The following is a 22,254-nucleotide window of genomic DNA, read 5'->3' as shown; positions in this document are numbered from 1 at the left end:
ACGCTGCCGAGGGGCCTCGGGCGGGCGGCAGGCAGCGGGCCGACTTCCGGAGCGGTCGAGCGTCGATCGGCTGATGGCCCAAAGGGGGCGTGTTGCGTGAACTGGAGCGATGTCGGTGCCCGACAGTTCGGTGGTGCGTGGGCGCACGTCGTCCGTGTGTGCAGAGTGGGCTCCCGCATACCTGATGACTCATCAGGAAAATCAGCATTCGGTCAGCATGAGTCCCCGCGCGTTCCGGGGCGATCGTCCCAACAGGCGCCGGTGCGAAGGGAAAGCCCAGGTGGGAAGCCGTCTCACCTGACCGGAGCGATGTTCCTCACAAACATCGGACGGACGGGGGTGTCGGTGTAGAGTCGAAAATGCCCTTGACCTGTAGAAGCAGGCAGGGAGCCGTCTTAGAGGAGTCCACAGTGCTGCGCACTCTGTTCAAGTCCAAGATTCACCGGGCCACCGTCACACAGGCCGATCTGCATTACGTCGGCTCCGTGACCGTCGACGCCGATCTCATGGAGGCGGCCGATCTGCTGCCCGGGGAGCTGGTGCACATCGTCGACATCGACAACGGGGCCCGGCTGGAGACGTACGTCATCGAGGGCGAGCGCGGGTCCGGGGTGATCGGGATCAACGGCGCCGCCGCGCACCTCGTGCACCCCGGTGATCTGGTGATCCTCATCAGCTACGCCCAGGTCGACGACGCCGAGGCGCGGGCGTTCGTGCCGCGGGTGGTGCACGTGGACGCGGACAACCGGATCGTGGAGGTGGGGGCCGACGCGTCCGCGCCCGTGCCCGGGAGTGACACCCGGCGCAGCCCGCAGGCCGTCGCCGCGCACGTCTGAGCCGGGGGAGGCGTCTCGCATGGCGGAGCTGAGGATCCGCGACGACCGGGCCGAGGGGCGCCTGGAGGCGTACGAGGGTGACACCTGCGTCGGTGTGATCGTCTACTTCGTCCTCGACGCCCCGCCGCACGCCCTCGTCGCCGTGCACACCGTCGTCGAGGACGGTCACGAGGGCAAGGGCATCGCCGGATCGCTCGTGCGCGAGTTCTACGCCGGCGCCGCGCGTGAGGGCGCCCCCGTCGTGCCGCTCTGCCCGTACGCCGACTCCTGGGCGCGGAAGCATCCCGAGGAGGCGCCCGCGGCGTCGGCCGAGGTCGTCCAGGCGGCGAAGGCCCAGCTCAAGGAGGCGCCGGAACTCTGGTGACCTTGGCGCTGCTGCACACCTCGGACGGCCACGTCCCCGTCTTCGACGCCCTACGCGACCGATACCACCCCGGGCTCGCCCTGCGGCACCTCGTCGCCGCGGAACTGCTCGTACGGGCCCGGGCCGAGGGCCCGGGAGTGGTGGCCGGAGCCGTCCGTGGCCTTCTCGGGCGCGCCGTCCGGGACGGCGCCGCCGCCGTGCTCTGCACCTGTTCGACTCTCGGGGCCGTCGCGGAGCGCGCCTCGGCCTCCCTCGGTGTGCCGGTGCTGCGAGTGGACCGGCCGATGGCGGCCGAGGCCGCCCGGCATGCGCGGATCGTGGTCGTCGCGACCGTGGCGTCCACGGTCGAGCCCACCCTCGGGCTCCTGCGCGAGGAGGCGGGCGACCGGTCCCCGGCGGTGGAGACCCTGCTGGTGGGGGAGGCGTGGGAGCGTTTCGAGGCCGGCGACCGCGACGGCTACCTGGACGCCGTCGCCGCCGCCGTGGACCGGATCGACCCGGGCGGCGACACCGTCGTCGTGCTGGCCCAGGCCTCCATGGCGGACGCCGCCGCCCGTACGCGTACACCGCTGCCCGTGCTCTCCAGCCCCGCGTCCGGTCTCGGCGCCGCAGCCGCCGCGGCGGGCCGCTGACCCGAAGGAATGGATCCGGCGGGCGCGGGCACGCGCACCGGTAGAACCTGGTGCAGAACGGCCGAGTCGACCGAGAGGCCCGTCATGACCCACCCGTACCCCGATCCGGTGCCGCCCTCGCCGGTCCCGCCTCCGGGCCCCGTCCCGCCCCCGACGCCCGGGCCGACGCCGGTTCCGCCGCCGAACCCGGTGCCCGAGCCGCCGCAGCCCACGCCCGTACCGGAACCGGAGCCTCAGCCCCAGCCGGGCCCCGCCGGCCCCTGAGCGGCGTGTGACACGAGGAAGTCGAGCCCCGCGCGGAATTCGCGCGGGGCCTTGTCACGGTCTGTGGATTACCCGTAACTTGGTCGGCTGCTGATGCGCCCAAGGGGGGACCATGGCCTTACGCGGACGACACCGCAGACCTCAGCAGAGCCGGATCAACCGGGCTTCGCTCACGGTCACCGCGAGCGGCGCCGGACTCGCGCTGCCGCTGATCGGGGCGGGCTCCGCGCAGGCCGCCTCTTTCGACGTGTGGGAGAAGGTCGCCGCCTGCGAATCCTCCTCCAACTGGGCCATCAACACCGGCAACGGCTACTTCGGCGGGCTGCAGTTCAGCCAGTCGACCTGGGAACGGTACGGCGGTACGCACTACGCCCCGCGCGCCGACCTGGCCTCGAAGGACCAGCAGATCGTCATCGCGGAGAAGGTCCTCAAGGGCCAGGGGCCGGGTGCCTGGCCGACCTGTTCCCCGCGGGCGGGGCTCGTCCGCGGCGGTGACGCGCCGGACGTCCGGCCCGCCACCCTCCCCGCGCAACGCGGCTCCGGCGGCCAGGAGACGGAGCGGTCGGCCCGGCAGCAGCAGGGGCAGCAGCCCACGGGGCAGAGCCCCACGGGCAAGAGACCGACCGGCCAGAAGCCGTCGACCGCCGCACCGAAGCCTCCCGCCGCCGTCACTCCCACCAGCGTGCCGACGGTCCGCGAGATGTACACCGTCGCGCCGGGCGACTCGCTCTCCCGGATCGCCCGCGAAGAGCGGGTGAGGGGCGGCTGGCCGCAGCTGTACCAGGAGAACCGCGCCGTCGTCGGCGGCGACCCGGACATGATCCACCCCGGGCAGCGGCTCACCTTGCGCATCTCCGCGCCCAAATCCCCGCCCGCCCAGGCCCCCTCGGCCAAGGCCCCGGCGACCACGGCCCCGCCCGCGAGCAAGCCGCCTGCGAGCAAGGCACCCGCGAGCAAGGCACCCGCGACGAAGCCGCCCGTGGCCAAGGCGCCGGTCACCAGGACCCAGCCCGTCACCCGGCCCGCGTCCAAGCCGCCCGTGAAGGCGGTGACCAAGCCCGTCACGAAGCCGGTGAGCAGGCCGGTCACCAAGCCCGTCACCAAACCGGCGACGAGACCCGCGCCCCGGGCCGACGACCGCTACAGCGCCCCCGTCTCCGCCTCGCTCGGCACCCGCTACCGCAAGGCGGGTTCCTCCTGGTCCAGCGGCTATCACACCGGGGTCGACTTCCCGGTCCCCACCGGCACCTCCGTCAAGGCCGTGTCCGACGGCAAGGTCGTCTCCGCGGGGTGGGGCGGCGCGTACGGCTACGAGATCGTCATCCGCCACGACGACGGCCGCTACAGCCAGTATGCCCACCTCTCGGCGCTGCACGTCCGCGACGGCCAGCGCGTCACCGGCGGTCAGCGCATCGCCCGCTCAGGATCGACCGGCAACAGCTCGGGGCCGCACCTCCACTTCGAGGTACGGACGGGCCCCGGATACGGCTCCGACATCGACCCCCTGGCGTACCTCCGCGCCCGCGGCGTCTCCATCTGAGCCCCTAGGGGGTGTCGGGCCCGCCGCGCGCGGGCCCGACCCCGGATCCGGGCACGGGGACGGCGCCTCCGGGTTCCCCGCCTCCCGGTCCACCACCGTGTGCGGGACCTGCGCCGTCGCCGCCAGGCGGTCCGTGGTGAGCTGGACGAGGCCGGCCGCCGTCACGGCGCCGCAGATCAGCGCCGCCACGGTGCCGGCGGCGCCGTAGCGGAAGGTCTCGCCGAAGAGCGTCAGGCCCACCGCAGCGGCCACCACCGGGTTGACCACCGTGACCGTGGCCAGCGGCGCCGCCAGACCCGCGCCCCGGTAGGAGGCCTGGGAGAGCAGCAGTCCGGTGATCGCGAGCGCCGACAGGACCAGCAGGCTCGGCCACTGGGCCAGCGGCGCGCTCGCCGTCCACTCCTCCGCCACCGTCTTCGTGAAGACCGAGGCGATACCGAAGGAGACGCCCGCTGCGGCCGCCAGGATCACGCTGCGCAGGACGGAACGGCCCACCACGCGCGCGGCGGCGAACAGCGCGACGATCACGCCGAGCGTCCCGGCGGCCAGCAGCCACCTCTCGCCGCCGTCCAGGGACCGGGCCCCGGCGCTGCCGGTCAGGCTGAGCAGCCCGGCCAGACCGACCGTGGCCATGACCGCGCCGCGCCAGGCCGTGCGGCCGGCGTGGCGGCCGACGAAGAGCGCCGCCATGGGCAGCGCGAAGACGATCGTGAGCGCGCCGAGGGGCTGGACCAGGCTGAGCGGACCGTAGGCGAGCGCGGCCACGTGGAGCGCGGCCCCCAGGCCGTTGAGGACCACGGACCCCCACCAGGCCGGGGTGCGCAGCGGGGCGTACGTGTGGCCGCCGGCGGTGGCCGCCACGCGCTCCTGCACGATCGCCGCGGCCGCGTAGGCGACCGCCGAGACCAGTGACAGGAGCACGGACGGCAAGAGGGGGTTCATACCTCCAACGATCTCTCCTTTCGGCGTTCACGTCGTCGTACCTGGGAACCCCCTCGGACGTACTGCTGACGCAGTACGGGCCCGATCCGTACACCCTGAGATGTACGCCGTCGCAGGTCAGGACGGGTGGAATGCGACCTTTCCGGTATCCAGGTCGAAGCGGGCACCGACGATCAGGGCCCGGTCGAACGCCTCATCCCGAGCCAGTCGCCGCCGGATCCGGGCCACATTGGCCCGCACCGTGTTCTCCACCCAGTCGCCCGGCAGGCCGCGCGTCTCCCGCGCGGCCGGGGCGATCTCCTCGACGAGCCGGGCGAGGTGCCCCTCGGCGGGCTTCCCGGTGCGGACGAACTCGACCGCGGCCGTCGCGGCCCCGCAGCGCTCGTGCCCGAGCACGACCACCAGCGGAACGCCGAGCTCCGTGACACCGAACTGGATCGAGCCGAGAACGGCCTCGTCGAGGACCTGCCCGGCCGACCGTATGGCGAGCAGATCGCCGAGCCCCTGGTCGAAGACGAGCTCGGGCGGCACCCGCGAGTCGACGCAGCCGAGGATGAGCGCGAAGGGGTGCTGCGAGACGGCGACGGCCGCGCGCCGGGCGGCGTCCTCGTGCGGGTGGAGCTGTCGCAGGGCCGCGAAGCGGGCGTTTCCCGCGCGGAGTTCGGCCAGCGCGCGGGCCGCCGTCGGCGGCTTCTCGGCCCGTGTCCGGCCCGACGGCGACGGGGGCGGTGACGTGAGGGTCGTGGCGCGGGCCGCGGGAACGCCCGCCGCGAGGGAGGCGGCCGCCGTCAGGGTCAGCACCGCCCGCCGCCGCGACACCGCGGGCGCTGTGGGAGGGGTGGAGGGGGACGTGCGCGGGGAGGTGGTCATGCGCCGAGCGTTACGGTGATCAACGGGCACCGCGACCGGCTTGGTCCGTTCATGACCTGGCCATGACCGGGTGTGACCCACATTTGACCGCGCCCATGCCGGGCGGGCACGTCAAGGAGGCAGATCGGTGGATCTCGTCGAGAGCGCGTCGGTGGGCGGCTTCTTCGCGCTGCGGACGACCCCGCCCGCGCCCGTGACCCCGCCCGAGCAGAGCGCCCCGCCCGCGCCCCCGGTGTCCGCCTCCACCGCCCACCCCCTCGCCGGCCTCTACGCGGGCCGCATCGGCCCCCTGACCGCCCGCGTCGACTCCGTCGCCGCCCGCATCCGTACGCCCGAGCGGAGGGTGGCCGCCTCGCTCGCGCATCTCGGGCTCGCCGCGCGGTTGTGGTCGGTCGCCCTCGGTCCGGCGGCCCTGCACGGGAGGTTCCCCGACCTCGATCCCCGGGAGGTCCACTGGGACGGGACGGCCACCTCGCCCGACGACCTCTGGTGGTCCGGCACCGCCACCCGCCCCGGCACGGTGGAGGAGCTGCGCGAGGCCGTCCTGGAAGCCCACCTCGTACCCCTCGCCCACGCCTTCCGCGCCGACGGCCGGATCTCGCCGCGGCTGCTGTGGGGCAACGCCGGCTCCGCGCTCGCCGGCGCCCTGCGCGAACTCGTCCGCTGGGCCCGCGCCCAGGGCCGCCCGGACGCGGGCGAGCGGGCGGCCGCCCTCGTCTCCGGGCTCTTCGCCCACCCCGACCTCGCGCGCACCGTCCGCGGTCCCGCCCTGCGCCGTACCACCTGCTGCCTCTACTACCGCTCCCCGAACGGCGGACTCTGCGGCGACTGTGTGTTCGAACACCCTCCCGTCACGGGTTTGGAGACACGCCCTCCGGCTCCGTAAAGTTCCTCTTTTGAAAGACGAGCGCGCGCGAGCGTATGAGCGATCGAGGAACGGCAAAGGCCATGACGGTGACTGAAGAGACCCAGGAGCACGGGCCGGGCATCGACCCCGAGCGCCTGGCCGTCTGCCTGAGCGTCCTCGACGAGCTCGACGAGCTGGACGTCGACCACCCCGACGCGATCGCCGTCCGCCGCGCCACCGCCGGCATCTACCGGACCGTGAAGCAGCGCCGCCGCCAGGAGCGCCGGGCCGCCAAGACCGCGCACGACAAGGCGGTCACCGAGTCCACCGCCACCGGCTCCGCCCAGCGGATCGACGACGAGACCGAGGGCATCCTGCCCTCCTCCGTCACCGAGGCCGGACAGATCGCCGGGATACTCCAGCGCCCCCGCTCCTGCTACATCTGCAAGACCCGGTACATCGAGGTCGACTACTTCTACCACCAGCTCTGCCAGGCCTGTGCCGCCGAGAACCGCACCCGTCGGGACGCCCGCGCCGACCTCACCGGCAAGCGCGCCCTGCTCACCGGCGGCCGCGCCAAGATCGGCATGTACATCGCACTGCGGCTGCTGCGCGACGGCGCCCACACCACCATCACCACCCGCTTCCCGAACGACGCCATCCGCCGCTTCAAGGCGATGCCGGACAGCGACGAGTGGATCGGCCGGCTGAAGGTCGTCGGCATCGACCTGCGCGATCCCGCCCAGGTCGTGGCGCTCGCCGACTCCGTCGCGGCCGAGGGCCCGCTGGACATCCTGATCAACAACGCCGCCCAGACCGTGCGCCGCTCCCCGGGCGCGTACAGCGAGCTGGTCGCCGCCGAGGCCGCGCCGCTGCCGGCCGGTGAGCTGCCGCCCGCCCAGATCATCGGGACCTTCGGCTCCGGTGCGGTGGACACCATCCCGGCGCTGCCGTCCGCCCGCAAGGGTGACGCGCTCACCGCGCAGGACGTGACCGAGCTGGCCCTCGTCGGCGGCTCGGCCTCCCTGGAGCGGATCGCCGCCGGTACGGCGATCGACGCCGGCGGTCTCGTCCCCGACCTGCACGACACCAACAGCTGGATCCAGACCGTCTCCGAGGTGGATCCCGTCGAGCTGCTCGAAGTGCAGCTGTGCAACTCCACCGCGCCGTTCATCCTGATCAGCCGGCTCCGCCCGGCGATGGCGGCCGCCGCCGCGAAGCGCACGTACGTCGTGAACGTCTCCGCGATGGAGGGCGTCTTCAGTCGCGGCTACAAGGGAGCGGGCCACCCGCACACCAACATGGCCAAGGCGGCGCTGAACATGCTGACGCGCACCAGCGCGCAGGAGATGTTCGACTCCGACGGCATCCTCATGACCGCCGTCGACACCGGCTGGATCACCGACGAGCGCCCGCACCCGGACAAGATCCGTCTCGCCGAGGAGGGCTTCCACGCGCCCCTCGACCTGATCGACGGCGCGGCCCGGGTCTACGACCCGATCGTGCGCGGCGAGGCCGGCGAGGACCTGTACGGCTGCTTCCTCAAGGACTACGCCCCGGCCAACTGGTAAACCTGCCGGACAGCCGGGTCGTGCCGCCCAGGCGGCCGCCCGGCACGGCTCCCGCCTGGCCGGTACGCCTCCGGCCTGGGCGGGCACGCCTCGCGACCATCCGTCCCGGCGGTCGCTCACCCGTACGACATTCACCCGATCGCGTCACACTTTCGAGCCCCATAGAGCGCGAGCGCGCTCATTTGGTTACTCTGAGGACCACGGTCGGCCACCGGGGTTTCACAAAACCCTCACGGTCGGCCTGGGGACTGGCCTTCCACCAAGGCCGCGGTCCCGCCCCTCTACGGCGCCACCGCGACCGAACGGCCATGTCCTCATTGGTAACGCGACACAAGGGAGTGCGCGGTGACACCAGAACTGACGAAGCAGGAACAGCGACCGGCCGACCGCCCGGAGCGGCCCCGGCGGTCCGGCGAGCTGGGCAGCCTGGAAGTGTGGGCCCGCTCGGCGCCCATCAGGCTGGCCGGCTACGAAGACGACCTCGCGGAGCCGCACATCCTGCCCGGTATCGACTGACCGGGATCGACCGAGTCGCGATTCGTCGCTTCGCCCTGTGCCCCCGTCCGGACCCCGGCCGGGGGCACAGCGCTGTCCGGCCGTCTGCCCACCGGGGCGCATCACCGAACGCTCATCGGGACTCGCCGTCCCGGAGCCGGATCGGCGGCATGTACTCCCGTTCCAGCGTCCGGTGCCACCACGCGCCGGTCTCCCGCAGCTCACGCCAGGTCGTGTACCGGTAGCGGTAGAGCCGCGCCCGGACATGGGTGGGCGGCCGGTCCTGGAAGGGGTTGTGACGCAGCAGCCGCAGCGTGTCCCGGTCGCCTTCGAGCAGACGCTCGAGGAAGGGCCCGAACCACTCGCGCGCGTAACCGGGGGAGAGCGCCGCGAACCACATCAGCCAGTCGAGCCGCAGATGGTACGGGGCGAACGGCCGGGGCATCCGGCGCGGATCGCCCGGCTTGCCCTTGAAGCCGTACTCCCGCCAGACCGTGCCCGCGTGCGGCGCCGGATCGTCCGTCCCCTCGATCACGATCTCGTCCCGGAGCCGGCCGATCGACCCGAAGGCGCCGTACGTGTTGACCAGGTGGAACGGGTCGTACGAGCGGTTCATCGCCTGGTTCTTGGAGAGCAGGTTGCGGGCGGGGCGGTAGCTGAGGCCGAGGACCAGCGCCGTCGCCGCGACGACCAGGACCACGTACCAGAGCGGCGGATCGGGCTGCGGATGGTCACCGACCAGCGGCGAGGCGTCCACGGCGGAGAGCGCGAGGACGATGGTGATCCAGTTCAGCCAGGCGAAGTTGCCGGAGAGCACCAGCCAGAGCTGGGTGAGCACCATCAGGCCGGCCGCGACCGTCGCCACCGGCTGCGGAGCGAAGAGCAGGACCGGGACGAACAACTGCACGACGTGGTTGGCGGCGACCTCGGCCCGGTGGAGGGGCCGGGGGAGATGGTGGAAGAACCAGCTGAGCGGGCCGGGCATCGGCTGCGTCTCGTGGTGGTAGTACAGGCAGGTCAGGTCGCGCCAGCAGCGGTCGCCGCGCAGCTTGATCAGACCTGCGCCGAACTCGACCCGGAAGAGCAGCCAGCGCAGCAGGAAGAGGACGAGGACGGGCGGGGCCGTGTCGTCGTTGCCGAGGAAGACGGCGAGGAAGCCCGTCTCCAGGAGCAGCGACTCCCAGCCGAAGCCGTACCAGGTCTGGCCGACGTTGACGATGGACAGGTAGAGCGCCCAGAGCACCGCCCACAGCAGCATCGAGACGGCCAGCGGTACCGCGTCCCCCGCGCCCGCCACCAGCGCGAGCGCCAGGGCGGCGCCGGTCCAGGCGACCAGCGCGAAGAGCCGGTCGGAGTAGCGCCAGTGGAAGAGGCTGGGGGCCCGACGCGGGCCCACCCGGCGGACGTACTCCGGCACCGGGAGCATGCCGCGCTCGCCGATCAGGGCCCGGAACTGCAGCGCGGCCGACACGAACGCCACGAGGTAGAGCCCGGCGAGCCCGCGCTGAAAGACGATCCGGCTCAGCCAGTAGTCGGGCGAGGTGAACCACTCCATCCCCTCCAGTATCGGCCCGTGCGCCCCCAGCCTCACCCCGTCCGTTCACCGGGCCCGGCCGGCGACCGCTCCGCACCGTCGGCGGCGGTCCACACGGCCTAGGCCCGCGGGTCAGCCCTTCTCCTCGTCCTCCGCGGCGCGCTCGCCCTCCGCCTGGGACGGCGTGGTGCGCATGGTCTGCGGATGGCGCTGCTTCCTCTCCTGGGCGTCCATGTCCTCGTCGAGCCGCTCGCCCTCGGCCTGCGAGGGACTGGTGTATTCGTCGTACTGGCTCATCGCCGACTCCTCGGAAGGGATGTCACGCATACGCGGAAGGTCATGAACAAGTGACGCATACCGGACGAATCCGTACAGGGGGAGCGTAACGCCCGGTGTACGCCGTTCACCCCTCGACGATGCGCCGCAGCGTACGTCCGAGATGCCGGGCGTAGGCGTGCTGGAGGACCGGGATCAGCGGTCCGGCGAGGCGGGTGTACCAGGTGGCGGGGCGGCTGAAGGCGGTGACCGTGAACCAGACCGAGCCGTCGGCGTGCAGATCGACCACGAAGGACTCCTCGCCGCGCTCGGGATGCCGCGCCAGGGTGCCGTACGCGAATCCGGTGCGGTCCTTCTCGTACGCCGTCCAGACGACCTCGCAGGGCGCGGCGAGGCGGAGCGGGCCGGCGCCGACGGAGATCTCGACGAAGGCGCCCGGCTCGGCCCGGACGGCCGCGCTGCGGACGCGGGCGCCCGACGAGCGGTGCATCCGCCAGGTGGTGACGGCGGCCCCGGCGGTCTCGAAGGCGTCGCGGCCGTGCCCGATCCGGGTGGTGTGGTGCAGGTGGTGGTAGCCGGCCGGCAGCGGGCCGGACGCGGTGGCGCCGAGGCCGGGGTAGGCCAGGCCCGCGGGGGTGTCGGTGGCGAGGCTGCGGATCAGACGGGTCATGACGCGGTCTCCGATCGGGGTGCGAGGGTGCGCAGTCGGCGCCAGGCGAGTACCGAGCACAGCGCGAACCCGAGGGCGTTGGCAAGACCGTGGGTGGCGGCCATCCAGGTCAGGCTGGGGTGGGGAAGGCCGGTCGCCTCGCCGAGCGCCCAGCTCAGGGCGAGCAGCATGGTGGCGACGAGGACGGCCGCGGAGGTGGCGAGAAGGGCGCGGGTGGCCGGGTCGGCCACGCCGGTACGGACGTCCCGCCAGGTCAGCAGGGCGACCGCCCACATGCCCCCGGTGAGGACGACTGCTCCGGCGAGTTCGGCCCAGTCGTCGATGAAGTAGCCCGCCAGGACCAGCAGGGTGCCGAGCGGCACGCTGAGGGCCGCGAACCGCGCCAGGGGCCCGGGGGAGGCGCGGCAGACCAGGCCCGCGACGAGGGCGGCGGCGAAGCCCGCGAAGTGGAAGTGCGGGACGGTCAGGGCCAGGATGTCGAGGTCGAAGCCGAGGAGTTCGTGACCGGCCCGTTCGGCGACCAGGGCGAGGCCCGCCACCGAGGGTGCCGCGAGGGCGGTGAGCACGGCGATTTCCGCCGGGGCGAGGGAGCCGGTCGCGGCGAGGCGCAGCGGGGCGTGCAGTGCGAGGGCGAGCGTGGCGAGGGCGTAGACGGCCGCGAGCGCGGCGGCGGTGGGGCCGCGGGGGAGCCAGAGGGCGACGGCCCCGGGCAGGGCGAGCAGCGGCCAGGCCCGCGCCAGCGGGCGCAGGGCGGCGGGCTGAGGGCCGTCGAGCAGGCGGAGTCCGGCCGGGACGACGGCCAGCATCCCCAGCATCACGATGAGTCCGACCAGTACGGACATGCGGCCACCCCTTGTTGAACGCGTTCAAGTGTCATGGTCGAGCGTAGACCGTCTCTTGAACGTGTTCAAGTGCTCGGGTGTCGGCGGACGACCGGATGGCCGCACCCGGATTGCGGTGCGCGGCGGGATGCGACAGACATGAGGGAATGTCCCGTCCCGGGTGGAGAACGGCCGGGTGAAGGAAGCGTCTCGGGGCGAAAGAGGCGGGAGAACCACGTGCGCTCACCCCTGCGCCGGCCACCACGGCCCCTCGCCGCGCTGGCCGCGCTGACCTCCGCGCTGCTGATCGCGGGCTGCTCGTCCGGCGGCGACGCGGGCGGGAGCGGGACCGAGGAGGCGACCGCCGCCTTCGGGGAGGTCCTCCTCCAGCCGGCCACCGCCCCGGGCCCCGACCCGTTCACCGCCTCCACCGCCACGGCCACCACCGTCGCGGCGGGAACGACCGCCGTGGCCCGGGCACCCGCCTCCCCGGCGCCCGCCCGCGGCCGGGCGCTCCGCGAGGTCACCGGCTCCACCCCCGGCCTCTACGGCGGCACCCGCTCCGTCGCCAGCTGCGACGTCGAGCGGCAGGTCGCCCTCCTGACCGAGGACCCGGCCAAGACGGGGGCCTTCGCCGAGAGCTCCGGTGTGCCCGAGTCCGGCATCGCCGACTGGCTGCGCGACCTCACCCCGGTCCTGCTGCGCACCGACACCCGGGTCACCGGCCACGGCTACCGCGCCGGCGAGGCCGCGCCCTTCCAGGCCGTCCTCCAGGCCGGCACGGCGGTCCTCGTCGACGGCTACGGAGCGCCCCGCGTCCGCTGCGCCTGCGGCAACCCGCTGCGCTCGCCCGTCGACGACAAGGGGGCCGCGCACAGGGGCAAACCCTGGAGGGGCTACCACCCCGACCGGGTCGTCGCCGTCACCCCGACCACCACCGTCGTCGGCAGCCTGGTCATCGTGAACGTCGCCGACAACACCTGGATCGAACGGCGGAGCGGATCCGACGGGGAAGGGGACCGCGACCCCGACGTCGTACCGCCGTGCGACCCCGCCGAGTGCGACCTCGTCGCCGCCCCGTCCCGCCGGCCGCCGGACGCGCCGGCCCCGCCGCCGACCGGCCCCGACGGGCCGGACACGCCCCGGGAGGCGCCCCCGGACACCTCCGTGCCACCGCCCGGCGAGGCCCCCTCGGACCCCGCCCCGCAGGAGCCGGAGCAGCCGATGGAACCGCCGATGGAACCACCGGTGGAGCCGCTTCCCGAGCCTCCGCCGGGGGACCAGCCGCCGCCGGATCCGGACGCGCCGATGGACCCGGGCGTCCCGATGGGACCGGATCTGGGCATTCCGCTGCCGGAGGAGCTGTACCCCTCCGGCGAGGGCCCGCGGCAGCCCGAGACCTACGAGGGATAGGACGGAGCGGAGGAGCCCGGTGCGGCGCGCACCGGGCTCCTCCGCTCCGTCCGTGCGACGCCGTCGCGGCGCCTTCGTCCGGCACCGATCCCCTGGCCGTACGTCCCGTACGGCACCGGAAGCCCCCCCGGCTCCGGCCACGCCCGAGCCCTCGGAAGACCTGCCAGTAAGGCGTCTTTCCGGCGGGCGATCTCCGCCGTGCGCGCGGCCCGACCTGCGCCTAGCGTGGCCATCATGGACGCGGGCAGAGGGGGCGGCGATTCGACGGAGCGCTGCCTCTGTGCGGCAGGGGCGGGGGGTGAGCGGTGCCGCTTCCTCCGGGACTTCGGCCAGGAGTTCGGGATGGGCAGTTTCGACTGGGACCTGACCGCCGGGACCATGGTCATGGACGACGGCGCGCTGAAGCTCTTCGACATGTCCCCCGACGAGTACGACGGCGACCCCGCCACCCTCAGCTCCCGGGTGCTGCCCGACGAGGCCCGCCGGCTCGACACCCTCGTCACCCACGCCCTCAAGGACGGCAGCCGACGCTACGGCGCCTACTTCCGGATCCGCCGCCGCGACGGAAGCCAGCGCTGGACCCACACCCAGGGCGTCATCCACCGCGACGAGGCGGGGCGCCCCCGGCGGATCCTCGGCATCGTCCGCGACGCCTCGGAGGAGCTGACCGAGTCCGCCGCCCGGCTCGGCCTCGACGAGGGCCGGCGCAAGCGCACGAGCGTCGTGGAGAGCACCACCGCCGCCCTCGCCCACGCCCGGACCGTCAAGGACGTCATCGACCTGCTGAACGACTCCCACGGCCTGGAGTACTTCGGCGCCACCAGCCTGGTCATGGGCCTGCTCCAGTCCGGCCGGATCCACCTCGTCGCCGAGGGGCCCAACGGCGCCTTCGTGCCCGGCACCCGCTTCACCCGGGTGGACGAGCCGTACCCCATGAGCGAGGTGATCCGGACCCTCACCCCCCGGTTCATCGACTCGCCCGAGGACTTCGCCCGGTCCTACCCCGTCCTGTGGCCGCACATCAGCGGCCTCGGCATCACCTCGGCCGCCTACCTGCCGCTGATCGCCCAGGCCCGCCCGGTCGGCGCGCTCGGGCTGCTCTACAGCGACAAGACGGGGTTCAGCGCCGACGAGCGGAACCTGCTGGTCGCGCTCGCCAGCAGCATCGCCCAGAGCCTCCAGCGGGCCATGCTCTACGAACAGGAGCACGACCTGGCGGAGGGGCTCCAGCAGGCGATGCTGCCCCGCCGGATCCCCGACGTGCCGGGAGCGCACATAGCCGTCCGCTACCGCTCGGCCCGCCTCGGCCGGGACATCGGCGGCGACTGGTACGACATCATCCCGCTGCCCGGCGGCCGGGTCGGCGCCGTCATCGGGGACGTCCAGGGGCACGACACCCACGCGGCGGCCGTGATGGGACAGCTGCGCATCGTGCTGCGGGCCTACGCCGCCGAGGGGCACAACCCGGCGACGGTGATGGCCCGCGCCTCCGTCTTCCTCCACGAGCTGGACACCGACCGCTTCGCCACCTGCACCTACGCGGAGGCGGACCTCGCGACCGGCGTCGTCCAGCTGGTGCGCGCCGGACACGTGGACCCGCTGATCCAGGACACCGAGGGCGGCTGCCGGCGGCTCCCGGTGGAGGGCGGGCTGCCGCTGGGTCTCTCCGCGGAGTTCGGCCGCCTGGACTATCCGGTGACCGCCCTGGAGCTGGACCCCGGACAGACCCTCGTCCTGTACACCGACGGCCTGGTGGAGGCGCCGGGCTCCGATCTCGACGAGGGCATGCGGTGGCTCTCCTCGCTGGTCCGGCGCGGCCCGCGCGACCTCCAGCAGCTCGCCGACCACCTCTGCGAGAGCGTGGACGAGCGGGGCGGCGACGACGACGTGGCGATCCTGCTGCTGCGGCGCGAGGGGGCGTACTTCCCCCGGTCCGGCGGCCGGCTCCAGCAGCACGTCGGCCAGAGCGACCCCGAGGCGCTGAGCTCGGCCCGCCACATGATCAGGGCCGCCGTACGGGCCTGGGGCGGCGGCGAGCGCTCCGACGAGATCGAGCTGGTCGCCGACGAGCTGGTCACCAACGCGCTGATGCACACCGACGGAGGGGCGATCGTGACCCTGCGGATGCTCGGCGACCCGGAGCGACGGCTGCGGGTGGAGGTCGAGGACCGCTCCAGCGCGCTGCCCCGGCGCCGGGAGGCGGGCGAGGCGGGCGTCTCGGGGCGCGGGCTGCTGCTCGTCGACCAGCTCTCGGACGTCTGGGGCGTGGAATCACGCGGCAGCGGCAAATGCGTGTGGTGCGAGTTCAGTGTTAACCCAGAGTATACGGATCGTACTTGACCGTAACCGACCGTCCGCGATTGACTTCGGGCTTCCGCTGCCCTTCCCGGACACGACCTAGGACATGAGGATGCGTTGAGCACCGAGCTTCTGGCACCCCTCGATCTGGCCTTCTGGCACCTCGAATCCACCGACCACCCCATGCACCTGGGCGCCCTCGCCCACTTCGGGCCCGCGCCGGACGACACCGACCTCCTCGACCTGCTCGCCCGCCGGGCGGCGGCGATCCCCCGGCTGCGCATGCGGGTCCGTGACGTCTGGCTTCCCGTCGGCGGTGCGGCCTGGGCGTCGGACAAGGACTTCGACGTGCGGCGGCACGTGCGTCGGATCGTCCTGCCGGGCGCGGACTTCGCGGACGAGGCCGCCCGGCTGGCGGGCGACCTGATGGAGCGGCCCCTGGAGCGGGGGCGACCGCCGTGGGAGATGTTCCTCCTCACCGGAGCCCGCGACGGCTCCTTCGCCGTCCTGGTCAAACTCCACCACGCCCTCGCCGACGGCATGCGGGCCGTCGCCATCGGCGCCGGGATCTTCGACGAGATCGCAGCCGTCCGCGCGGCCGCCGGGCGGCGCGTCCGCCCCGTGCCCCCGCGCTCCTGGCTCCCCGGGCCCGGCCGGCTCGTCGGCGCCGCCCGCGGCCGCATCGAGGACCTCGGACGGGCCGTCGAGGTCGGCGCCAGTGTGCTCCGGGCCAGCCGGCTCGAACCCCGGGGCGCCACGGCCCTCGCCGCCCACTCCAGCGGCACGCGCCGGGTGGCCACCACCGCCCTCGACCTGGACCGGATCCAGCGGGTGCGCCGCGCCTCCGGCGGCACCGCCAACGACGTGCTGCTCGCCGTCGTCGCGGGGGGCCTGCGCCGGTGGCTCGAAGAGCGCGGCGAACCGCTCCCCGGCGCCGACCCCCGGGCCCTCGTCCCGGTCTCGCGCCGGCGCCCGGGCGCCTCCTCCGGCACCGGCAACAGCCTGTCCGCCTACCTCCTGGCCCTGCCGGTCACCGAGCCCGACCCGGGCGCCCGGCTGGCCGCCGTACGGCGGGGGATGGAACGGAACAAGGCCGACGGGCCGATGCGGGGAGCCGGCGCCGTCGCCGTCCTCGCCGACCAGCTGCCACCCCTCGCCCACCGCTTCGGCGCCCCCCTGGCCTCGGGAGCCGCCCGCCTCCTCTTCGACGTCCTGGTCACCAACGTGCCGCTGCCCCGCTCGGCCCTCTCCCTCGGCGGCGCGCCGCTGCGCGAGCTGTACCCGATGGCGCCGCTCGCCCGCGGCCAGTCCCTCGCCGTCGCCATGTCCCCCTACGGCGGCCGGGTCCACATCGGCCTGGTCGCCGACGGCAAGGCCGTCCCCGACCTGGACGCCCTGGCATCCGCCCTGGCCGCCGAACTGGAGGTGCTGCCCCGGGCGGACGGAGCCTGAACGGCACGGTGGCGTGGGGACGGCGGCCGGAGGGCCCACGGCGGACGCGCGCTCGCCCGCCCCTCGGTTCCCGGCGGTCGACACGCCGACGGCCAGGAGGAGTCCCCTGGGCGCGCGTCGGGGCCATGGGTGGGGCAGGGTGGAGCCATGCCCGAATTGCCCGAGGTGGAAGCCCTGCGAGAGTTCCTCGACGAGCATCTCGTGGGCAAGGAGATCGCCCGCGTCATCCCGGTCGCGATCAGCGTCCTCAAGACGTACGACCCCCCGCTGACCGCCCTCGACGGTGCCGAGGTCGTCTCGGTCGGACGGCGCGGCAAGTTCCTCGACATCCGGACGGCCGCCACCACGGGTGAGCTGCTCCACCTCCTGGTCCACCTCGCCCGCGCGGGCTGGCTGCAGTGGAAGGACCCGCTGCCCTCCGGACCGCCGCGGCCCGGCAAGGGCCCGCTGGCCTTGCGCACCGCCCTCGTCACCGGCGACGGCTTCGACCTCACGGAGGCCGGCACCACCAAACGGCTCGCCGTCCACCTCGTCCGCGACCCGCTCGACGTCCCGGGCGTCGCCCGCCTCGGGCCCGACCCGCTCGCCGCCGCATTCGACCTCGCCGCGTTCACCGCACTGCTCGCCGGGGAACGCCGCCAGATCAAGGGGGCCCTGCGCGACCAGAGCCTGATCGCCGGCATCGGCAACGCGTACAGCGACGAGATCCTGCACGTGGCGAAGATGTCCCCCTTCAAGCCGACCCAGAACCTCACCGAGGCCGAGACCGCCGCCCTGTACGAGGCGCTGCGCACCACCCTGCGCGAGGCCGTGGAACGCTCGCACGGCATCGCGGCGGGCAGGCTCAAGGCCGAGAAGAAGAGCGGGCTGCGGGTGCACGGCCGCACCGGCGAACCGTGCCCCGTCTGCGGGGACACCATCCGCGAGGTGTCCTTCAGCGACTCCTCGCTGCAGTACTGCCCCACCTGCCAGACCGGCGGCAAACCGCTCGCGGACCGCAGGCTGTCCCGCCTGCTGAAGTAGCCCCGCCACAGGCACCCCCGCGCCACGCCCGAAGCGCACACCCCCGCGCCCCCGGCCCGCGGTGGCCGGTTCTGCCCCGGCTCCGCCCCGCCTACACTCCGCTGCATGCTGCGCGTACTGGCCGTCGACGACGAAGAGCCGGCCCTCGGGGAACTCCTCTACCTCCTCCGTGCCGACCCGCGGGTCCGCAGCGCCGAGGGAGCCACCGACGCGACCGAGGCGCTGCGCAGGATCGGGCGGGCACTGGAGGCCGGGCCCGACGGCGAGGAGGCCGTCGACGTCGTCTTCCTCGACATCCACATGGCCGGACTCACCGGGCTCGACCTCGCCCGCCTGCTCGCCGGGTTCGCCCGGCCGCCGCTGATCGTCTTCGTCACCGCCCACGAGGGCTTCGCCGTCCAGGCCTTCGACCTGAAGGCGGTCGACTACGTCCTGAAGCCGGTGCGCCGGGAGCGGCTCGCCGAAGCGGTCCGGCGCGTCCGCGACCTGGTCCACGTGGCCCCGCCGCCTCCCGCGCCCGGCGGCGCGCCGGAGCAGATACCGGTGGAGCTGGGCGGTGTCACCCGGTTCGTGGCCGTCGACGACATCGAGTACGTCGAGGCGCAGGGCGACTACGCCCGCCTGCACACCGGCGACGGCGGCAGCCACCTCGTCCGCATCCCGCTGTCCACGCTGGAGGAGCGCTGGGCGGCCCGCGGATTCGTACGGATCCACCGCAGCCACCTCGTGGCCCTCGACCGCATCGACGAACTGCGCCTCGACGGCGGCGCGACCACCGTACGGGTCGGCGCCGCCGAACTCTCCGTGAGCCGCCGCCACGCCCGCGACCTGCGGGACCTGCTGATGCGCCGGGCGGCCGGGCGCCCCTGACGGCCCGCCCCTCTCGCCCGCCGCCGGCGCCCCGGCCGCCCGCCCACGCGTCTACCGCCCGTGATCGCTTCTGCGTAGACTCCACCCGCCCCAGCAGGTCGATCAGAGGCGGGAGCGGACGCCGATGTCCGAGCAGGAGCCACCGCCGCGCCGGCCCCGGCGCGAGACCGTCACGCATGCCTCGGCCCTGCGCGAGGGCGCCACCGGGACGCCCGGCGTGCCCCGGCAGGCGTCCGGCCCGCGCCCGCCCGCCGGGCGGCGAGCCGGCCATCCGCCCGCCCGTCACGAGATCAGCGAACAGACCACCCTCGGCCACACCTACGTCCGCTCCCTGATGCGCAGCCAGCTGAGGGCCGCGCTCACCGCCCTCGGCGCGCTCGCCCTGCTCGTCGGCTCCCTGCCCCTGCTCCTCGCGCTCCCCGCCCCCGAAGCCGTCGTCTGGGCCGCCCTCGGCGTCGGCGTCCACCCGGTCATCTGGGCCGTCGCCCGCTGGTACGTCCGCAGGGCCGAACGCAACGAGCGGGACTTCACCGGCCTCGTCGAGGGCCGCTGAGCCCGGGGGAACGGACGTGAACCACACCTACGCGGTGGCCGCCGTCACCGCCGTCGTCGTGGCGACCGTGCTCATCGGCGCCCTCGGTCTGCGGATATCCCGCACCACCTCCGACTTCTACGTCGCGTCCCGCACCGCCGGTCCGGGGCTCAACGCCGCCGCGATCAGCGGCGAGTACCTCTCCGCCGCGTCCTTCCTCGGCATCGCGGGACTCGTCCTCGTCCAGGGCCCCGACATGCTCTGGTACCCGGTCGGCTACACCGCCGGCTATCTCGTCCTGCTGGTCCTGGTCGCGGCCCCGCTGCGCCGCTCGGGGGCGTACACGCTCTCCGACTTCGCCGAGGCCCGGCTCGAATCGCCGCAGGCCCGCCGGCTCGCCAGTCTCTTCGTCGTCGGGATCGGCTGGCTCTACCTGCTGCCCCAGCTCCAGGGCGCGGGACTCACCCTGGAGATCCTCACCGGCGCGCCCGACTGGGTGGGCGGCCTCCTCGTCGCCGTCGTCGTCACCGGCATCGTCGCCGCCGGCGGCATGCGCAGCATCACCTTCGTCCAGGCCTTCCAGTACTGGCTCAAACTCACCGCCCTGCTCGTGCCCGCGCTGTTCCTGGCCGCCGCCTGGTCCGGCGACGACGCGCCCCGGGTCCGCTTCGACGCACCGGCGGTCTTCCGCGAGCACACCGTCGTCCGCGTCGCCGACACCGTCCGGATCGAGGTCGACGCCCCGCTCGCCCTCACCGTCACGGGACGGATCGACGCCCGCGCGTACGAAGGCCGTTCCGTCACGCTCGAACCGGGCACCCACCGGGTGGAGGGCGGTACCGAACTCGCCTTCCCCGCGGGCGCGAAGGTCCCGGAGCGCACGGGGGTGCCCCCGGCCGAGGGGTGGGGAAGGGCCTCCGACGGCGCCGACCCCCTCGGCTGGTCGCAGCCGCTCGCCGGAGGGCGCGACGGGCACCAGCTGTACGCCACGTACGGGCTGATCCTCGCCACCTTCCTCGGCACCATGGGGCTGCCCCACGTCGCCGTCCGCTTCTACACCAGCCCGCACGGCCGCGCCGCCCGCCGCACCACCCTCGTCGTGCTCGGGCTGGTCGGCGTCTTCTACCTCCTGCCGCCGGTGTACGGCGCGCTGGGCCGGATCTACGCCCCCGAACTCGCCCTCACCGGCGCCGCCGACGCGGCGGTGCTCGTGCTCCCGGAGCGGATGCTCGGCGGGGTGCTCGGAGACCTGCTGGGCGCGCTGCTGGCCGGCGGGGCGTTCGCGGCGTTCCTGTCGACCGCCTCCGGGCTGACCATGTCGGTCGCCGGGGTCCTCACCCAGGACGTGCTGCCGTCCCGGGGCGTACGCCACTTCCGGCTGGCGACCCTGCTGGCCACCGCCGTCCCGCTGGCCGTCGGGGTGATGGCGTCCAAGGTCCCCGTCGCCGACGCCGTCGGCCTCGCCTTCGCCGTCTCGGCCTCCTCCTTCTGCCCGCTCCTCGTCCTCGGCATCTGGTGGCGGCGGCTCACCCCGCCCGGCGCGATGGCCGGACTGCTCCTCGGCGGCGGTTCGGCGCTCACCGCGGTGATGGCGACCCGGGCCGGGCTGCCCCCGGCCGACGGCTAGGCGCACACCCTGATGGCCTGGCCGGCCGTCTGGTCGGTCCCGCTGGGCTTCGCCTCGATGGTGCTGGTCTCGCTGGCCACCCCCCGGCACGTCCCGGCCGGGACCCCGGCGATCCTGGCCCGGCTGCACCTGCCGGAGGAGCTGCTGCGCGAGGGGGCCGGCCGATGAGCGGGACCGCCCTGGCGGCCGCCTCCGCCGCCGCGGCCGTCCTGCTCGCCGTCGGATTCGTGCTGGGGCGGCTCACCGCCCGGCGCGGCGACCGGGACGCCGACCCCGACCTCGGCACCCCAGTCGAACGCGCCACCTTCCACACGCTGCACACCGCCTCGCTCGCCGCGCCGCCGCTGCGGGCGGGCCTGACCGAGGACACCGCCCGCAAGGCCGCCCGGCGGCTGCGGTCCCTGCTCGGCACCGAGGCGCTCTGCCTCACCGACCGCTCCGCCGTCCTCGCCTGGGACGGGCCGGGCGAGAGCCACCACCGCGACCACGTCATGCACCAGGTGGCCGAGACGCTCGCCTCGGGGCGCAGCCGCTCCGCGCACACCGGCTGCGGGGAGTTCGAATGCCCGCTGCGCTGGGCGGTGATCGCCCCGCTCACCGGAGAGGACGGCGTGCTCGGAGCGCTCGTCGCCTACGGTTCGCGGGAGTCCGCCGTCCTGGTGCGGGCGGCCACCGAGGTCGCCCGCTGGGCGTCCGTACAGTTGGAGCTGGCCGAGCTCGACCGGTCGCGGACGCGGGTGGTGGAGGCGGAGATCCGCGCCCTGCGCGCGCAGATCTCGCCGCACTTCATCTTCAACTCCCTCGCCGCCATCGCCTCGTTCGTACGGACCGATCCGGAACGGGCCCGTGAACTCCTCCTGGAGTTCGCCGATTTCACCCGCTACTCCTTCCGCAGGCACGGGGAGTTCGCCCAGCTCGCCGACGAACTGCGCTCCATCGAGCAGTACTTGGCGCTGGCCGGGGCGAGGTTCGGCGACCGGCTCAAGGTGACCCTGCAGATCGCCCCCGAAGTCCTGCCGGTGACGCTGCCGTTCCTCTGCCTCCAGCCGCTCGTCGAGAACGCCGTCAAGCACGGCCTGGAGGATTCCGTGCACGTCTGCCGGGTCACCCTCGCGGCGCGGGACGCGGGAGCGGAGGCGGTGGTGACGATCGAGGACGACGGCGTGGGCATGGACCCCGCCGTGCTGCGCGCGATCCTGCGCGGTGAACGGCCCACGGGCTCCGGGATCGGACTGTCGAACGTGGACGAGCGGCTGCGCCAGGTGTACGGCGCGGAGTACGGCCTGGTCATCGAGACCGGCACCGGCGCGGGGATGAAGGTGACCGTACGGATCCCGAAGTACCGGGCCGGTGTGCACCCCACACCCGGCTAGACCG

Annotated in this window: 20 protein-coding genes and 1 pseudogene; 15 read left to right on the top strand and 6 right to left on the bottom strand. The window is 74.0% G+C overall.

The features are described from left to right. The first annotated feature begins 410 nt into the window (after positions 1–410). From panD to ACZ6RC_RS11130, 4 genes are all read left to right on the top strand, one after another. Positions 411–836 carry an aspartate 1-decarboxylase gene (gene panD / locus ACZ6RC_RS11145; RefSeq protein ID WP_391134342.1) on the top strand — a complete coding sequence of 142 codons (426 nt, stop codon included), beginning with the start codon at positions 411–413 and terminating at the stop codon, positions 834–836. Positions 837–855: 19 nt separating this feature from the next. Continuing rightward, positions 856–1,200, top strand: a complete 345-nt coding sequence (locus ACZ6RC_RS11140) for a GNAT family N-acetyltransferase (RefSeq protein ID WP_469581086.1) — start codon at positions 856–858, stop codon at positions 1,198–1,200. Beyond that, the gene (locus ACZ6RC_RS11135) at positions 1,197–1,832 is read left to right on the top strand and encodes an aspartate/glutamate racemase family protein (protein ID WP_469581083.1); all 636 of its coding nucleotides are present in this window, start codon (positions 1,197–1,199) and stop codon (positions 1,830–1,832) included. The genes ACZ6RC_RS11140 and ACZ6RC_RS11135 overlap by 4 nt, the downstream gene beginning before the upstream one ends. Positions 1,833–2,208: 376 nt before the next feature. Beyond that, positions 2,209–3,636 (top strand): transglycosylase family protein, encoded by a 1,428-nt coding sequence (locus ACZ6RC_RS11130; RefSeq protein ID WP_469581080.1) that lies wholly within the window; start codon positions 2,209–2,211, stop codon positions 3,634–3,636. Here the strand turns inward: ACZ6RC_RS11130 and ACZ6RC_RS11125 are convergent. Together ACZ6RC_RS11125 and ACZ6RC_RS11120 are read right to left on the bottom strand one after the other, a co-directional pair. Continuing rightward, entirely contained in the window at positions 3,517–4,578 is a 1,062-nt protein-coding gene (locus ACZ6RC_RS11125; RefSeq protein WP_391134333.1) for a DMT family transporter, read from the bottom strand. The genes ACZ6RC_RS11130 and ACZ6RC_RS11125 overlap by 120 nt on opposite strands. Positions 4,579–4,695: 117 nt before the next feature. After that, positions 4,696–5,448, bottom strand: coding sequence for a carbonic anhydrase (locus tag ACZ6RC_RS11120; RefSeq protein ID WP_469581077.1), 753 nt, complete (start codon positions 5,446–5,448; stop codon positions 4,696–4,698). A gap of 127 nt (positions 5,449–5,575) precedes the next feature. Here ACZ6RC_RS11120 and ACZ6RC_RS11115 point away from each other — a divergent pair, with 127 nt between their 5' ends. The 3 genes from ACZ6RC_RS11115 to ACZ6RC_RS11105 all read left to right on the top strand — a co-directional run bounded on the left by ACZ6RC_RS11115 (position 5,576) and on the right by ACZ6RC_RS11105 (position 8,382). Continuing rightward, entirely contained in the window at positions 5,576–6,334 is a 759-nt protein-coding gene (locus ACZ6RC_RS11115; protein WP_469581075.1) for a (2Fe-2S)-binding protein, read from the top strand. Positions 6,335–6,396: 62 nt separating this feature from the next. After that, the gene (locus ACZ6RC_RS11110) at positions 6,397–7,866 is read left to right on the top strand and encodes an SDR family NAD(P)-dependent oxidoreductase (RefSeq protein ID WP_453610790.1); all 1,470 of its coding nucleotides are present in this window, start codon (positions 6,397–6,399) and stop codon (positions 7,864–7,866) included. 345 nt (positions 7,867–8,211) lie between these two features. After that, positions 8,212–8,382: a hypothetical protein gene (locus ACZ6RC_RS11105; RefSeq protein WP_391134322.1), complete on the top strand. Its 171-nt coding sequence runs from the start codon at positions 8,212–8,214 to the stop codon at positions 8,380–8,382. 112 nt (positions 8,383–8,494) lie between these two features. Here the strand turns inward: ACZ6RC_RS11105 and ACZ6RC_RS11100 are convergent, their stop codons facing one another. The 4 genes from ACZ6RC_RS11100 to ACZ6RC_RS11085 all read right to left on the bottom strand — a co-directional run bounded on the left by ACZ6RC_RS11100 (position 8,495) and on the right by ACZ6RC_RS11085 (position 11,683). After that, complete coding sequence (locus tag ACZ6RC_RS11100; protein WP_469581071.1) at positions 8,495–9,916, bottom strand: lipase maturation factor family protein; 1,422 nt, start codon at positions 9,914–9,916, stop codon at positions 8,495–8,497. Positions 9,917–10,027: 111 nt separating this feature from the next. Further along, positions 10,028–10,222, bottom strand: coding sequence for a hypothetical protein (locus tag ACZ6RC_RS11095; protein ID WP_469582885.1), 195 nt, complete (start codon positions 10,220–10,222; stop codon positions 10,028–10,030). A gap of 76 nt (positions 10,223–10,298) precedes the next feature. After that, positions 10,299–10,841, bottom strand: coding sequence for a DUF1990 family protein (locus ACZ6RC_RS11090; protein WP_469581069.1), 543 nt, complete (start codon positions 10,839–10,841; stop codon positions 10,299–10,301). After that, the gene (locus tag ACZ6RC_RS11085) at positions 10,838–11,683 is read right to left on the bottom strand and encodes a YndJ family protein (protein ID WP_469581066.1); all 846 of its coding nucleotides are present in this window, start codon (positions 11,681–11,683) and stop codon (positions 10,838–10,840) included. Before ACZ6RC_RS11085 ends, ACZ6RC_RS11090 begins: the two co-directional genes overlap by 4 nt. Before the next feature lie 216 nt (positions 11,684–11,899). Here ACZ6RC_RS11085 and ACZ6RC_RS11080 point away from each other — a divergent pair, with 216 nt between their 5' ends. The 8 genes and pseudogenes from ACZ6RC_RS11080 (at position 11,900) to ACZ6RC_RS11045 (ending at position 22,250) form a co-directional block, all read left to right on the top strand. After that, on the top strand, positions 11,900–13,075 hold the full coding sequence (locus ACZ6RC_RS11080) for a DUF6777 domain-containing protein (RefSeq protein ID WP_469581064.1): 1,176 nt from the start codon (positions 11,900–11,902) through the stop codon (positions 13,073–13,075). A 342-nt stretch (positions 13,076–13,417) separates the two neighbouring features. Further along, positions 13,418–15,415, top strand: coding sequence for a SpoIIE family protein phosphatase (locus tag ACZ6RC_RS11075; protein ID WP_453610780.1), 1,998 nt, complete (start codon positions 13,418–13,420; stop codon positions 15,413–15,415). A gap of 75 nt (positions 15,416–15,490) precedes the next feature. Further along, entirely contained in the window at positions 15,491–16,825 is a 1,335-nt protein-coding gene (locus ACZ6RC_RS11070; protein WP_469581061.1) for a wax ester/triacylglycerol synthase family O-acyltransferase, read from the top strand. A gap of 147 nt (positions 16,826–16,972) precedes the next feature. Continuing rightward, positions 16,973–17,848 (top strand): Fpg/Nei family DNA glycosylase, encoded by an 876-nt coding sequence (locus tag ACZ6RC_RS11065; protein WP_469581058.1) that lies wholly within the window; start codon positions 16,973–16,975, stop codon positions 17,846–17,848. Between the two features lie 105 nt (positions 17,849–17,953). Next, entirely contained in the window at positions 17,954–18,718 is a 765-nt protein-coding gene (locus tag ACZ6RC_RS11060) for a LytR/AlgR family response regulator transcription factor (protein WP_391134297.1), read from the top strand. 124 nt (positions 18,719–18,842) lie between these two features. Beyond that, positions 18,843–19,271, top strand: a complete 429-nt coding sequence (locus ACZ6RC_RS11055; protein WP_469581054.1) for a hypothetical protein — start codon at positions 18,843–18,845, stop codon at positions 19,269–19,271. A gap of 16 nt (positions 19,272–19,287) precedes the next feature. Then, a pseudogene (locus ACZ6RC_RS11050) lies at positions 19,288–21,045 on the top strand (sodium/solute symporter). Continuing rightward, the gene (locus ACZ6RC_RS11045) at positions 21,042–22,250 is read left to right on the top strand and encodes a histidine kinase (protein ID WP_391134287.1); all 1,209 of its coding nucleotides are present in this window, start codon (positions 21,042–21,044) and stop codon (positions 22,248–22,250) included. Before ACZ6RC_RS11050 ends, ACZ6RC_RS11045 begins: the two are co-directional and overlap by 4 nt. Positions 22,251–22,254: the final 4 nt, after the last annotated feature.

It is taken from the genome of Streptomyces sp. NPDC048353, assembly GCF_055587165.1.
The sequence above is the reverse complement of the archived record's forward strand: the minus strand, read 5'-3'. Positions and strand labels throughout refer to the sequence as shown.

Coding starts and splice junctions, on each gene's coding strand:
- ACZ6RC_RS11140 (WP_469581086.1), top strand. CDS start 856: ATGGCGGAGCTGAGGATCCGCGACGACCGGGCCGAGGGGCGCCTGGAG.
- ACZ6RC_RS11130 (WP_469581080.1), top strand. CDS start 2,209: ATGGCCTTACGCGGACGACACCGCAGACCTCAGCAGAGCCGGATCAAC.
- ACZ6RC_RS11125 (WP_391134333.1), bottom strand. CDS start 4,578: ATGAACCCCCTCTTGCCGTCCGTGCTCCTGTCACTGGTCTCGGCGGTC.
- ACZ6RC_RS11120 (WP_469581077.1), bottom strand. CDS start 5,448: ATGACCACCTCCCCGCGCACGTCCCCCTCCACCCCTCCCACAGCGCCC.
- ACZ6RC_RS11110 (WP_453610790.1), top strand. CDS start 6,397: ATGACGGTGACTGAAGAGACCCAGGAGCACGGGCCGGGCATCGACCCC.
- ACZ6RC_RS11100 (WP_469581071.1), bottom strand. CDS start 9,916: ATGGAGTGGTTCACCTCGCCCGACTACTGGCTGAGCCGGATCGTCTTT.
- ACZ6RC_RS11095 (WP_469582885.1), bottom strand. CDS start 10,222: ATGCGTGACATCCCTTCCGAGGAGTCGGCGATGAGCCAGTACGACGAA.
- ACZ6RC_RS11090 (WP_469581069.1), bottom strand. CDS start 10,841: ATGACCCGTCTGATCCGCAGCCTCGCCACCGACACCCCCGCGGGCCTG.
- ACZ6RC_RS11085 (WP_469581066.1), bottom strand. CDS start 11,683: ATGTCCGTACTGGTCGGACTCATCGTGATGCTGGGGATGCTGGCCGTC.
- ACZ6RC_RS11075 (WP_453610780.1), top strand. CDS start 13,418: ATGGGCAGTTTCGACTGGGACCTGACCGCCGGGACCATGGTCATGGAC.
- ACZ6RC_RS11065 (WP_469581058.1), top strand. CDS start 16,973: ATGCCCGAATTGCCCGAGGTGGAAGCCCTGCGAGAGTTCCTCGACGAG.
- ACZ6RC_RS11060 (WP_391134297.1), top strand. CDS start 17,954: ATGCTGCGCGTACTGGCCGTCGACGACGAAGAGCCGGCCCTCGGGGAA.
- ACZ6RC_RS11055 (WP_469581054.1), top strand. CDS start 18,843: ATGTCCGAGCAGGAGCCACCGCCGCGCCGGCCCCGGCGCGAGACCGTC.
- ACZ6RC_RS11045 (WP_391134287.1), top strand. CDS start 21,042: ATGAGCGGGACCGCCCTGGCGGCCGCCTCCGCCGCCGCGGCCGTCCTG.